Raw genomic sequence first — 13,366 nt, 5'->3', positions numbered from 1 at the left:
CTAGACCATGCATTTCACCATTCAACGCGAAGCCCTGTTGAAACCCCTGCAACTGGTCGCAGGCGTCGTCGAGCGTCGACAGACCTTGCCGGTACTGTCCAACGTGCTGTTGGTAGTCGAAGGCCAGCAACTGTCGCTGACCGGTACCGATCTCGAAGTCGAACTGGTCGGTCGTGTGCAACTTGAAGAGCCTGCGGAAACAGGTTCCATCACCGTGCCTGCGCGCAAGCTGATGGACATCTGCAAAAGCCTGCCCAACGATGCCCTGATCGACATCAAGGTCGACGAGCAGAAGCTGGTGGTGAAGGCTGGCCGTAGCCGTTTCACCCTGTCGACGTTGCCCGCCAACGATTTCCCGACCGTTGAAGAAGGTCCGGGCTCGCTGACTTGCAGCCTTGAGCAAAGCAAACTGCGTCGCCTGATCGAGCGCACCAGCTTCGCCATGGCCCAGCAGGATGTTCGTTACTACCTCAACGGCATGTTGCTGGAAGTGTCGAGTGGGCTGATGCGTGCCGTTGCCACCGATGGTCACCGCTTGGCCATGTGCAGCATGAAAGCCGCGATCGACCACCCTGATCGTCATCAGGTCATTGTTCCGCGTAAAGGTATTCTGGAATTGGCGCGCCTGCTGACTGAGCCGGAGGGCACGGTTGCCATCGTTCTCGGCCAGCACCATATCCGCGCCACTACCGGCGAATTCACCTTCACCTCGAAACTGGTCGACGGCAAGTTCCCGGATTACGAGCGCGTTCTGCCGAAGGGCGGCGACAAGCTGGTATTGGGCGATCGTCAGGCGCTGCGTGAAGCGTTCAGCCGTACCGCGATTCTGTCCAACGAGAAGTACCGTGGTATCCGTCTGCAACTGGCCAACGGTCAGTTGAAAATCCAGGCCAACAACCCGGAGCAGGAAGAAGCGGAAGAAGAAGTGGGCGTTGAATACAACGGCGGCTCGCTGGAAATCGGTTTCAACGTGAGCTATCTGCTCGACGTGCTGGGCGTGATGACCACCGAGCAGGTTCGTCTGATCCTGTCCGACTCCAACAGCAGTGCGCTGGTGCAAGAGTCTGACAACGACGATTCGGCTTACGTTGTCATGCCGATGCGTCTGTAATCAGCTGACCCTGGATGTCCTTAAGTCGTGTTTCGGTCACCGCGGTGCGTAATCTGCACCCGGTGACCTTCTCCCCCTCCCCCCGCATCAACATTCTTTACGGCGCCAACGGCAGCGGCAAAACCAGTGTTCTGGAAGCCATTCATCTGCTGGGGCTTGCCCGTTCGTTTCGTAGCACGCGTCTGTTGCCGGTCATCCAGTACGAACAGCTCGCCTGTACCGTGTTCGGTCAGGTCGAATTGGCCGAGGGTGGTCACAGCGCTTTGGGCATCTCGCGCGATCGTCAAGGCGAGTTCCAGATCCGCATCGACGGTCAGAACGCCCGCAGCGCAGCACAGCTTGCGGAGATCCTGCCACTGCAGTTGATCAACCCCGACAGCTTCCGCCTGCTTGAAGGTGCGCCGAAGATTCGCCGGCAGTTTCTCGACTGGGGCGTGTTCCACGTTGAGCCACGGTTCATGGCTACCTGGCAGCGTTTGCAGAAGGCCTTGCGCCAGAGAAACTCCTGGCTGCGGCATGGTACACTTGACGCCGTTTCGCAAGCGGTTTGGGACAGGGAACTGTGCCAGGCCAGCGCTGAAATCGATGAATACCGCCGCGCTTACATCAAAGCCTTGAAACCAGTCTTTGAACAAACCTTGAGCGAACTGGTTGAGCTCGAAGGTTTGACGCTCAGCTATTACCGAGGCTGGGACAAAGACCGGGAATTGAGCGCCGTACTGGCCGGATCCCTGCAACGGGATCAGCAAATGGGTCATACCCAGGCCGGACCGCAACGCGCTGATTTGCGTCTTAGATTGGGCGCACACAACGCCGCGGACATTTTGTCCCGGGGTCAGCAGAAGTTGGTGGTCTGTGCACTGCGGATTGCCCAAGGCCACCTGGTCAGCCAGGCCCGCCGCGGTCAGTGTATTTATCTGGTGGATGACTTGCCGTCCGAGCTGGACGAGAGCCACCGTCGCGCGCTGTGCCGCTTGCTGGAAGACTTACGCTGCCAGGTGTTTATCACCTGTGTAGATCACGAATTATTGAGGGAAGGCTGGCAGACGGAAACGCCAGTCGCTTTGTTCCACGTGGAACAGGGCCGTATCACCCAGACCCACGACCATCGGGAGTGAAGGCATTGAGCGAAGAAAATACGTACGACTCAACGAGCATTAAAGTGCTGAAAGGCCTGGATGCCGTACGCAAACGTCCCGGTATGTACATTGGTGACACCGACGATGGCAGCGGTCTGCACCACATGGTGTTCGAAGTGGTCGACAACTCGATCGACGAAGCCCTCGCCGGCCACTGCGACGACATCAGCATCATCATCCACCCGGATGAGTCCATCACCGTTAAAGACAACGGCCGTGGCATCCCGGTAGACGTGCACAAAGAGGAAGGCGTTTCCGCCGCCGAGGTCATCATGACCGTCCTCCACGCTGGCGGTAAGTTCGACGACAACTCCTACAAAGTCTCCGGCGGTCTGCACGGTGTAGGTGTTTCGGTAGTGAACGCGCTGTCCGAAGAACTGGTACTGACCGTTCGCCGCAGCGGCAAGATCTGGGAACAGACCTACGTCCACGGCGTGCCTCAGGCACCGATGGCCATCGTTGGCGACAGCGAAACCACCGGCACCCAGATTCACTTCAAGCCATCGGCTGACACCTTTAAGAATATTCACTTCAGCTGGGACATCCTGGCCAAGCGTATTCGTGAACTGTCCTTCCTCAACTCCGGTGTCGGCATCGTCCTCAAGGATGAGCGCAGCGGCAAGGAAGAACTGTTCAAGTACGAAGGCGGCCTGCGTGCGTTTGTTGAGTACCTGAACACCAACAAGACTGCGGTCAACCAGGTGTTCCATTTCAACATCCAGCGTGAAGACGGCATTGGCGTGGAAATCGCCCTGCAGTGGAACGACAGCTTCAACGAGAACCTGTTGTGCTTCACCAACAACATTCCACAGCGCGACGGCGGCACCCACCTGGTGGGCTTCCGTTCGGCACTGACGCGTAACCTGAATACCTACATCGAAGCCGAAGGTCTGGCGAAGAAACACAAAGTCGCCACCACCGGTGACGATGCCCGTGAAGGCCTGACCGCGATCATCTCGGTGAAAGTGCCGGATCCAAAGTTCAGCTCGCAGACCAAAGACAAGCTGGTCTCTTCCGAAGTGAAGACCGCGGTCGAACAGGAAATGGGCAAGTACTTCTCCGACTTCCTCCTGGAAAACCCGAACGAAGCCAAGCTGGTCGTCGGCAAGATGATCGACGCTGCCCGTGCCCGTGAAGCTGCGCGTAAAGCCCGTGAGATGACCCGCCGCAAAGGCGCGCTGGACATCGCCGGCCTGCCGGGCAAGCTCGCTGACTGCCAGGAAAAAGACCCGGCGCTGTCCGAACTGTACCTCGTGGAAGGTGACTCCGCGGGCGGCTCTGCCAAGCAGGGACGTAACCGCAAGACCCAGGCGATCCTGCCGTTGAAGGGCAAGATCCTCAACGTCGAGAAAGCCCGTTTCGACAAGATGATCTCCTCCCAGGAAGTGGGCACCTTGATTACCGCACTGGGCTGCGGTATCGGTCGCGACGAGTACAACATCGACAAGCTGCGCTATCACAACATCATCATCATGACCGATGCTGACGTCGACGGTTCGCACATCCGTACCCTGCTGCTGACCTTCTTCTTCCGTCAGTTGCCGGAGCTGATCGAGCGTGGCTACATCTACATCGCTCAGCCACCGCTGTACAAGGTCAAGAAAGGCAAGCAAGAGCAATACATCAAAGACGACGACGCCATGGAAGAGTACATGACGCAGTCGGCCCTGGAAGATGCGAGCCTGCACCTGAACGAAGAAGCCCCGGGCATTTCCGGTGAAGCGCTTGAGCGTCTGGTGAACGACTTCCGCATGGTGATGAAGACGCTCAAGCGTCTGTCGCGCCTGTACCCGCAGGAACTGACCGAGCACTTCATCTACCTGCCGGCCGTGAGCCTGGAAAAGCTCGGCGACCACGCAGCGATGCAAGAGTGGCTGGCCCAGTACGAAGCGCGTCTGCGTACCGTGGAAAAATCCGGTCTGGTCTACAAGGCCAGTCTGCGTGAAGACCGCGAACGTGGCGTGTGGCTGCCAGAGGTCGAACTGATCTCCCACGGCCTGTCGAACTACGTCACCTTCAACCGCGACTTCTTCGGCAGCAACGACTACAAAACCGTCGTCACCCTCGGCGCTCAGTTGAGCACCCTGCTCGACGAAGGCGCGTACATCCAGCGTGGCGAACGCAAGAAAGCAGTTACCGAGTTCAAGGAAGCACTGGACTGGTTGATGGCTGAAAGCACCAAGCGCCACACCATTCAGCGATACAAAGGTCTGGGCGAAATGAACCCGGATCAGCTGTGGGAAACCACCATGGACCCAAGCGTGCGCCGCATGCTGAAAGTCACCATCGAAGACGCCATTGGCGCAGACCAGATCTTCAACACCCTGATGGGTGATGCGGTCGAACCTCGTCGTGACTTCATCGAGAGCAATGCGTTGGCGGTTTCGAACCTGGATTTCTAACGAATTCTGTTCGGGCTTGAAGTAAAAAATAAACCCCGGTGAGTTTTGGCTCATCGGGGTTTTTACGTTTTCAAGCATCCCTCCATACATACAAGTCTGCGTCATGATTTGTATGTACATGTTTTCCGGATTGATAACTCCTCGCGTCAGTGCAACGCTCTGTCTGGCTACTTTCGACTTATTCATCCAGTAGAGGATTTACCGTTGAGTGAACAGCATCAGACGTTTGAAGGCCTCAAGTACCGAACCGACGGTGGAGTGGAGTACTGGTCTGCCCGAGACCTTGCTCCGCTGCTGGAATACAGAACGTGGCGTAACTTCGAGAACGTTATCGCCAAGGCTATACAAGCTTGTGAACACGGTGATCATTCGGTATCCGACCATTTTGTTGAAGCCAGCAAAATGGTCTCCTTGGGGTCTGGTTCTCTGCGAGAACTGAAGGATTTTCACCTCTCCCGCTATGCCTGCTATTTAGTTGTCCAGAACGGAGATCCATCCAAGCCCGTCATCGCCGCAGGGCAAACCTACTTTGCGATTCAGACCCGACGTCAGGAGCTGACAGACGATGCCGAATTTCAAAGTCTAAGGGACGATCAGAAGCGTTTGCTGCTGCGCAATGAGTTGCGCGAGCACAACAAGCTTCTGGTTGAAACGGCACAGCAGGCAGGCGTTGAGACAGAATTGGATTTCGCCGTTTTCCAGAATCATGGATATCAAGGGCTCTACGGAGGACTTGATCAGAAAGCGATCCACCAGCGCAAAGGCCTCAAAAACAGCCAAAAAATTCTTGATCACATGGGCTCGACTGAACTGGCCGCTAATTTATTTCGAGCGACTCAGGCTGATGATAAATTGCGTCGCGACAATGTTCAGGGCGAGCAACAAGCTAACGAAGTTCACTTGCAGGTTGGTCGAAAAGTCAGAGAAACCATTTCCGAACTTGGCGGCACCATGCCAGAGGAGCTTCCAATGCCGGCTACCAGCATCAAGCAGTTGGAATCTGCGATCAAAAAATTGAAGGGTCGCGCCGAAGAAGAGTGAAACGGCCAGAACCATTACTGCGAGTTCGACGCCACACTCTCCAACCGATACCCATACCCATAAATCGTCAACAGTTGCCAACCCCGATCCGCCGTCAGCCCGAGCTTGTTCCGCAGCCGATAGATATGAGTATCCAATGGCCGCGACGAAGCCATCTCCTCATGCGGCCAGAACCGCTCGTACAGATAATCCCGCGACAATGGCCGGCCGAGATTGCTGAACAGACACCGCGCCAGCCGATACTCGCGCTCGGTCATGACAATCGGCTTTCCCTCTCGAGTGACGGTGAGTTCAGCGTCATCAAACGTCAAATCATTGAAGCTCAGCACTTCCGTCGCCGACGCCCGTTGCTGGCTATGCCGTCGGAGCACCGCAGCCACCCGCGCTTTCAACTCATTCGGCCGAAACGGCTTGCTCACATAATCATCCGCCCCCGCATTCAACGCCTGAACGATATCGCTCTCGCCATCACGGCTGGTGAGCATGATTGCCGCCGGTGGCGCTTCCATGTGATCGCGGGTCCAGCGCAGCAGGGCCAGGCCGGTGAGGTCGGGCAGTTGCCAGTCGAGGATCAGCAGGTCGAAAGTTTCCCGGCGCAGTTGGCGCAGCAGGTCTTCGCCACGCTCGAAGCTGTGCAGTGACCACGGCTGATCCCCAGCATCGGCCATCTGCTGCAGGGTTTGCTCGACCCGGCGCAGTTCGGCGGGTTCGTCATCCAGTATCGCAACGCGCATTCGCGGTGGTTCCTTGTTGCTGGGGCGGTTAGGCGTCAACCATAGTCGCTTGGTCATCACCGTGAAAACAAGCAGCCCGCCGTTGGTCGACGTCCGCTATGATTCTTCGGTCTACGTCTCAGACCTGTGGCCTATGAAACCATTCACACTGCCCTGCCCTTTTTCCACATGAACCACGATCGTCGGCGTGAAAGCCGAGAGCCGAGCCAGGTGCAACGCCTGTTTCGCCAGTTGGTGCGCGAATGGATGTGGATAAGTCTAGTGCTGTTGCCGCTGACTGCGCTGCTGTCTTATCGCGCGCAGATCAACTTGCACGATGCGACTCCCGCCATCGGCGCCCTGTTGTCGGTTGCCTTGGTCGCCGGCAGTCTTGGCCTGCTGTTATGGCGTCCGCGTTGGGCGCTCTGGATCACGTTGATCGGCATGGCGTGCGCGCTGCTGGCCAGTGCGGGGTTAGCGGAAATGCGCCGTTGGTGGTCGCCGACACCTGCGGTGCTGGGCATGTTGTTCGGTTATCTGATCTGGAATTGGCGGCGCTTAAGCGTGGTGCTGACCTACTTTGGTTGGGAACTGGCACGGCTGGATCGCGAACCTAAAGTGTTTCCTGAGCGCCGTCGCTCGCAATTCACCGGCGCTGATCGCCTGCAGGGCCAGATCATGGCGCTTGAGCAGGCCATGAGCCGTACCCGCGATACGCGGCGGTTCATTGCCGATGGCCTGGAGTACTTGCCCGTCGCCACGCTGATCACTGATCCCAAGGGGCAGATCCTGTTGGGTAACCGCAAGTCCCGCGCGCTGTTTGATCATGCGCTGGTGGGGGATGACGTGCTTGATCAGCTGGCGCGCCTGGGTTATCCGGAATTATCCACAGCGGCGCGACCGACGCTGTCCGCCCTGCCGCTACTGGAATTCCGCGACAACAAGGAGCGCAGCCTGCGCTTGGAGCGTGCCGCGTTGCTGCCGGTGGACGGCGACACCCCGATAGGCTGGCTGCTCAGCCTGACCGACCTCAGCGCCGAACGGGCCGCCGAGGAGCAACGCGGAGTTCTGCTGCGCTTCCTCTCGCACGATCTGCGTGCTCCGCACTCGGCGATCCTTGCCTTGCTCGATGTCCACCGGCATCAGGCTGGCGCCGATACACCGCTGTTCGAACAGATCGAACGTCAGGTGCGTCGCGCGTTGGACCTCACCGACGGTTTCGTTTTACTGGCGAGGGCCGAATCCGAGGCGTACCAGTTCCAGCCAAGTCTGTTCGCGATGTTGGTGCTGGACGTGCTGGACCAGGCACTGCCGATCGCCCAGCAGAAACGCATTGAGCTGCTCCACAACATGGATGAGGAATCCCAGGAGCGGCTGATCTCGGCTGACCAAGGCTTGCTGACCCGTGCACTGTTCAACTTGCTGGAAAACGCCATCAAGTACAGTCCGCCAGACACCACTGTCCGGTTGAATGTGAGCTGTCAGGAAGAATGGTTGCGTTGCGAACTGTCGGATCAAGGCAAGGGCATCGCCGCCGATGAATTGCCCGATCTGTTCAGTCAGTACCGCCGTTTTTCCTCGGCTCAGGGCATCGATGGCGTGGGCTTGGGACTGTCGATGGTCAAAGCAGTGATCGATCACCATGGCGGGAAAATCGAATGCCTGAGTGTGGTCGATCAAGGCACCACGTTCCTGCTGGAACTGCCGCTGATCGCCGAGTGATCAGGCACAAAAAAACCGGCTATATCAGCCGGTTTTTTTACATCCGAAAAAAACTTATGCACGTTTTACGGCGTTTTATGAGCTTGAGAAATATATAAGTAAATCAATCACTTAATTTCAATATTCAAGCCTTTTCAACAAAACCGTACACAGGTTATCCACAAAATCTCAGACAGCGATCTGATCATTGGCGGCCGGTGCCTGCGGAGCCGGTGGCAGTGAGCCCATTTCGCGCTGAGTCTTCTCGTTCCAGGCTTGCACCCGGTCGTTCAGCTCGGCGATGGCGCGAGGCCCAGTACCTTCGGCGTACATCGGTTCACCGATGACTACGGTGATCACGCCGGACTTCTTGCCCCAGCCGATTTTCGGCCAGAACTTGCCGGCATTGTGTGCAATCGGCAGCACCGGAAGCGCCGCATTCACCGCCAAAGCGCTACCACTGCGCGAGAACTTGCCGACAGTGCCAAACGGCACCCGAGTGCCTTCCGGAAAGATCAGCACCCAAACGTTGTCCTTCAGCAGCTCATCACCCTTGGCCGCGACTTGTTTCAGCGCCGCTTTCGGGTTGTCGCGATCAATCGCGATCGGCCGCAGCATGGCCATCGCCCAGCCGAAGAACGGCACGTATAGCAGTTCGCGTTTGAGCACTTGGCTCAATGGCGAGAAATAAGCGGAGAGAAAGAACGTCTCCCAAGTGCTCTGGTGGTTCGATTGAATCACGCAGGGCCGGTCAGGCACGTTTTCCGCGCCTTTGATTTCGTAACGGATACCGAGAAATACCTTGGTCAACCACAAGGCGCAACGGCACCAGTACACGTTGATAAAACGATAACGCGCCTTGAACGGCAGAAACGGCGCGATAAAAAAACTCAAGCTGCACCACAGCAGGGAGGTGGTGCCCAGCAGCAGGTAAAAGAGAAAAATTCTGATGGCCCGCAGTATCGACATAGTGACGTTTACCGTGACGGGGCAATGCCCGAGTGTTCAAGCGCACTCCCGATCAATCCCTGGTCAGGAACTTCAGAAGTACTCTAGTTGTGGATAAGTTCTGCGGCAATTGCCGCCAGATCGTCAAAAATCAGAGTGCCAACCGGCAGGGTTTTGCCCTGAGTCTTTGCGCCTTTTCCGGTCTTTACCAAAACTGGCTGTGAATCGACGGCTTTGGCCGCCTCCAGGTCACCAAGGCTGTCGCCGACGAACCAGACATTCGTCAACTCCACGTCGTAATGCGCCGCGATGGTTTTCAACATCCCCGGTTTCGGCTTGCGGCAATCGCAGCCTTCGTCCGGCCCATGCGGGCAGTACACGATCAGCCCGACTTCACCGCCCTGCTCCGCGACCAGCTCACGCAAGCGTGCGTGCATGGCATCGAGGGTGGCGAGATCGTAATAGCCGCGAGCAATGCCCGACTGGTTGGTGGCGACCGCCACCGTCCAGCCGGCCTTGCTCAACTGCGCAATCGCTTCGATCGAGCCGGGCAACGGAATCCACTCCGCCACCGACTTGATGTAAGCGTCGGAGTCGTAATTGATCACTCCGTCCCGATCGAGAATCAGCAGTTTCAACAGCAATCCCTCAACCCAGCAGCGAAATGTCGGCAACGCCGAGGAACAGGCCACGCAGACGCGCCAGCAGCGCGTAGCGGTTGGCCCGCACATTGGCGTCGTCGGCATTGACCATTACCGCGTCAAAGAACGCATCCACCGGCTCACGCAATGCCGCCAGGCGTGCCAGCGATTCGTTGTACTGACGCGCCGCGGCCATCGGTTGTACCGCCTGATCCGCTTGCTGGATCGCCGAGTACAGCGAGAACTCGTTGGCGTTGTCGAAGTACTTGGCTTGGACTTCGGTCGGTACCGCGCCTTCGAGTTTGCTCAACAGGTTCGACACACGCTTGTTCACCGCCGCCAGCGCTGCCGCTTCCGGCAGTTTGCGGAAGGCTTGCACCGCTTGCACACGCTGATCGAAGTCCAGCGCCGAACCCGGCTTCAGGGCACGTACCGACAGGTAAGTGGCGACTTCAACACCTTCGTCTTCGTAACGCGCACGCAGACGGTCGAAGATGAATTCCAGCACGGACTCGTTGAGGCCGGCAGCCTTGACCTTGGCACCGAACGCATTCACGGCGAAAGCCACAGCGTCGTTGAGGTCGAGGTCGAGTTTCTTCTCGATGAGGATACGCAGCACGCCGAGTGCCGCACGGCGCAGGGCATACGGGTCTTTGCTGCCGGTTGGCAGCATGCCGATACCGAAGATACCGACCAGGGTGTCGAGCTTGTCAGCGATCGCAACGGCGGCACCGGTCAGGGTCGCCGGCAGTTCTGCACCGGCACCGCGTGGCATGTACTGCTCGTTCAGCGCCAGCGCGACGTCTTCCGGCTCGCCGTCATTGAGGGCGTAGTAGTAACCGGCGACACCTTGCATCTCCGGGAACTCGCCAACCATTTCGGTGGCCAGGTCGCACTTCGACAGCAGGCCAGCACGGGCAGCCCACGAAGCGTTGCCACCGATGCGCGCGGCGATGTAAGCGGCCAGCTTGGAAACACGCTCGGCCTTGTCGTAGACGCTGCCGAGTTTTTCCTGGAACACCACGTTCTTCAGGCGATCGTTGAAAGCTTCGAGTTTTTGCTTCTTGTCTTGCTTGAAGAAGAACTCGGCGTCGGTCAGGCGTGGGCGAACCACTTTCTCGTTACCGGCGATGATCTGCTGTGGATCTTTGCTTTCGATGTTGGCCACGGTGATGAAACGTGGCAGCAACTTGCCGTCGGCATCCAGCAGGCAGAAGTACTTCTGGTTGTCCTGCATGGTGGTGATCAGCGCTTCTTGCGGCACGTCGAGGAAACGTTCCTCGAACGAGCACACCAGCGGCACCGGCCATTCAACCAGCGCGGTCACTTCGTCGAGCAGTGCCGGCGGAACGATTGCCGTGCCTTCCTGACGGGTGGCCAGCTCTTCGGTGCGCTTGCTGATGATCTCGCGACGCTCGTTGGCGTCGGCCAGCACGTAAGCGGCACGCAGGTCAGCGAGGTAGCTCGACGGCGAACCGATGCGTACGCTTTCCGGGTGATGGAAGCGGTGACCACGGGAATCACGGCCAGCCTTCTGCGCGAGGATGGTGCAGTCGATGACCTGGTCACCGAGCAGCATCACCAGCCACTGGGTCGGACGCACGAACTCTTCCTTGCGCGCACCCCAACGCATGCGTTTCGGGATCGGCAGGTCGTTCAGCGAGTCTTCGACGATGGTCGGCAGCAGGCTCGCGGTCGGCTTGCCGGCGATGCTCTGGCTGTAACGCAGTTTCGGGCCGCTCTGATCGATTTCGCTCAGATCAACGCCGCATTTCTTGGCGAAGCCCAGAGCTGCTTGCGTTGGATTACCGTCAGCGTCGAACGCCGCCTGACGTGGCGGGCCGTCGAGGTTGATGCTGCGATCCGGTTGCTGGGTGGCCAGCGCGGTGATCAGCACAGCCAGACGACGCGGCGCGGCGTAGACGGTTTTGGTTTCGTAGCTCAGGCCAGCGGCTTGCAGGCCCTTGTCGATACCGGCGAGGAACGCGTCAGCCAGGGTGTTCAGGGCTTTCGGTGGCAGTTCTTCGGTGCCCAGTTCAACCAGAAAATCTTGCGCACTCATTGTGCTGCCTCCAGCTTGGCCAGTACTTCGTCACGCAGATCCGGGGTCGCCATCGGGAAGCCCAGCTTGGCGCGCGCCAGCAGGTAGGCTTGCGCAACGGAACGCGCCAGGGTGCGTACGCGCAGAATGTATTGCTGACGCGCGGTCACCGAGATCGCCCGGCGCGCATCCAGCAGGTTGAAGGTGTGCGACGCCTTCAGGACCATTTCGTAGCTCGGCAACGGCAGCGGCTGGTCGAGTTCGATCAGACGCTTGGCTTCGCTTTCATAGAAGTCGAACAGTTCGAACAGTTTGTCGACGTTGGCGTGTTCGAAGTTGTAAGTGGACTGCTCCACTTCGTTCTGGTGGAACACGTCGCCGTAGGTGACTTTGCCCATCGGGCCGTCAGCCCAGACCAGGTCGTAGACCGAATCCACGCCTTGCAGGTACATGGCCAGACGCTCGAGACCGTAAGTGATCTCGCCGGTCACCGGGTAGCACTCGATGCCGCCCGCCTGCTGGAAGTAAGTGAACTGAGTCACTTCCATGCCGTTCAGCCAGACTTCCCAGCCCAGACCCCAGGCGCCGAGGGTCGGCGATTCCCAGTTGTCTTCGACGAAGCGAATGTCGTGGACCAGTGGGTCCAGGCCGACATGCTTGAGGGAGCCCAGGTACAGTTCCTGGAAGTTGTCCGGGTTCGGCTTGAGCACGACCTGGAACTGATAGTAGTGCTGCAGACGGTTCGGGTTTTCGCCGTAACGGCCGTCAGTCGGACGGCGGCTTGGCTGCACGTAAGCGGCGTTCCAGGTTTCCGGGCCGATGGCACGGAGGAAGGTCGCGGTGTGGAAAGTGCCGGCGCCTACTTCCATATCGTAGGGCTGAAGTACCACGCAACCTTGCTCGGCCCAGTATTGCTGGAGCGCGAGGATCAAGTCTTGGAAGGTACGCACGGCTGGCGTAGGCTGGCTCACGAAATTCACCTGTTTCTTGGGCTGCGATTTAAAGAGCGGGAGTATACCCGATTCATTGCTGCGCACGCCCCCTGGAGCCTTATGCCACGCTGCTTTTGGTGTACCGAAGATCCGCTGTACATGGCTTATCACGACCAGGAGTGGGGCACGCCGCTACGCGATGCGCAGGGTTTGTTCGAGTTGCTTTTGCTCGAAGGGTTCCAGGCTGGCCTGTCCTGGATCACCGTGCTGCGCAAACGCGAGCGTTATCGCGAGGTGTTGTTCGGCTTTGACGTACAGCGCGTGGCGCAAATGAGCGACGCCGAAATCGACGAATTGATGCTCGATCCGGGGATCATCCGCAACCGCCTCAAACTCAATGCCGCCCGGCGTAATGCCCAGGCCTGGCTGGCGCTGGAGGATCCGGTGGCCTTCCTCTGGTCGTTCGTCAACGACCAACCGATCATCAATCATTTCAAGGATCGCAGCGAAGTCCCGGCGATCACCGCCGAAGCGCTGGCGATGAGCAAAGCCCTGAAAAAGGCCGGGTTCACGTTCGTCGGCCCGACCATTTGCTACGCGCTGATGCAGGCCTCGGGGATGGTCATGGACCACACCCAGGATTGCGAGCGCTACGCGCAGCTCGTCAACGGCGGTTAGAATGGCCGCCTCGCGCACC

Annotated in this window: 11 protein-coding genes; 6 read left to right on the top strand and 5 right to left on the bottom strand. The window is 58.5% G+C overall.

Annotation, left to right across the window (positions count from 1 at the left end; genetic code table 11):
- The first annotated feature begins 7 nt into the window (after positions 1 to 7).
- The 4 genes from dnaN to dinD all read left to right on the top strand — a co-directional run bounded on the left by dnaN (position 8) and on the right by dinD (position 5,693).
- Entirely contained in the window at positions 8 to 1,111 is a 1,104-nt protein-coding gene (gene dnaN / locus EJA70_RS08945) for a DNA polymerase III subunit beta (RefSeq protein WP_008084384.1), read from the top strand.
- A gap of 14 nt (positions 1,112 to 1,125) precedes the next feature.
- Positions 1,126 to 2,229 (top strand): DNA replication/repair protein RecF, encoded by a 1,104-nt coding sequence (gene recF, locus EJA70_RS08940; RefSeq protein WP_007911886.1) that lies wholly within the window; start codon positions 1,126 to 1,128, stop codon positions 2,227 to 2,229.
- 5 nt (positions 2,230 to 2,234) lie between these two features.
- On the top strand, positions 2,235 to 4,652 hold the full coding sequence (gene gyrB, locus EJA70_RS08935; protein ID WP_008084382.1) for a DNA topoisomerase (ATP-hydrolyzing) subunit B: 2,418 nt from the start codon (positions 2,235 to 2,237) through the stop codon (positions 4,650 to 4,652).
- A gap of 204 nt (positions 4,653 to 4,856) precedes the next feature.
- Positions 4,857 to 5,693 (top strand): DNA damage-inducible protein D, encoded by an 837-nt coding sequence (dinD, locus tag EJA70_RS08930; RefSeq protein WP_158830519.1) that lies wholly within the window; start codon positions 4,857 to 4,859, stop codon positions 5,691 to 5,693.
- Positions 5,694 to 5,707: 14 nt separating this feature from the next.
- On the opposite strand, the gene EJA70_RS08925 is transcribed toward dinD, so the two are convergent.
- Positions 5,708 to 6,427: a response regulator transcription factor gene (locus EJA70_RS08925; RefSeq protein ID WP_158830518.1), complete on the bottom strand. Its 720-nt coding sequence runs from the start codon at positions 6,425 to 6,427 to the stop codon at positions 5,708 to 5,710.
- 168 nt (positions 6,428 to 6,595) lie between these two features.
- Between EJA70_RS08925 and EJA70_RS08920 the strand changes: the two genes are divergently transcribed.
- Entirely contained in the window at positions 6,596 to 8,128 is a 1,533-nt protein-coding gene (locus EJA70_RS08920; RefSeq protein ID WP_158830517.1) for a HAMP domain-containing sensor histidine kinase, read from the top strand.
- Positions 8,129 to 8,296: 168 nt separating this feature from the next.
- Here the strand turns inward: EJA70_RS08920 and EJA70_RS08915 are convergent, their stop codons facing one another.
- The 4 genes from EJA70_RS08915 to glyQ all read right to left on the bottom strand — a co-directional run bounded on the left by EJA70_RS08915 (position 8,297) and on the right by glyQ (position 12,708).
- Positions 8,297 to 9,076, bottom strand: coding sequence for a 1-acyl-sn-glycerol-3-phosphate acyltransferase (locus tag EJA70_RS08915; RefSeq protein ID WP_008084363.1), 780 nt, complete (start codon positions 9,074 to 9,076; stop codon positions 8,297 to 8,299).
- Positions 9,077 to 9,159: 83 nt separating this feature from the next.
- Complete coding sequence (gene gmhB, locus EJA70_RS08910; protein WP_174245032.1) at positions 9,160 to 9,699, bottom strand: D-glycero-beta-D-manno-heptose 1,7-bisphosphate 7-phosphatase; 540 nt, start codon at positions 9,697 to 9,699, stop codon at positions 9,160 to 9,162.
- Between the two features lie 4 nt (positions 9,700 to 9,703).
- A complete protein-coding gene (gene glyS, locus EJA70_RS08905; RefSeq protein WP_158830516.1) occupies positions 9,704 to 11,758 on the bottom strand; it encodes a glycine--tRNA ligase subunit beta in 2,055 nt (684 codons plus the stop codon).
- The gene (glyQ, locus tag EJA70_RS08900) at positions 11,755 to 12,708 is read right to left on the bottom strand and encodes a glycine--tRNA ligase subunit alpha (RefSeq protein ID WP_025112261.1); all 954 of its coding nucleotides are present in this window, start codon (positions 12,706 to 12,708) and stop codon (positions 11,755 to 11,757) included. The genes glyS and glyQ overlap by 4 nt, the downstream gene beginning before the upstream one ends.
- Before the next feature lie 81 nt (positions 12,709 to 12,789).
- Between glyQ and EJA70_RS08895 the strand changes: the two genes are divergently transcribed.
- Positions 12,790 to 13,347: a DNA-3-methyladenine glycosylase I gene (locus EJA70_RS08895; protein WP_158830515.1), complete on the top strand. Its 558-nt coding sequence runs from the start codon at positions 12,790 to 12,792 to the stop codon at positions 13,345 to 13,347.
- The last annotated feature ends 19 nt before the right edge of the window (positions 13,348 to 13,366 follow it).

This window comes from Pseudomonas sp. PB103, assembly GCF_009764635.1.
Classification (GTDB): domain Bacteria; phylum Pseudomonadota; class Gammaproteobacteria; order Pseudomonadales; family Pseudomonadaceae; genus Aquipseudomonas.
Note: the sequence above shows the minus strand (reverse complement) of the source record. Positions and strands in the feature narration are given on the sequence as shown.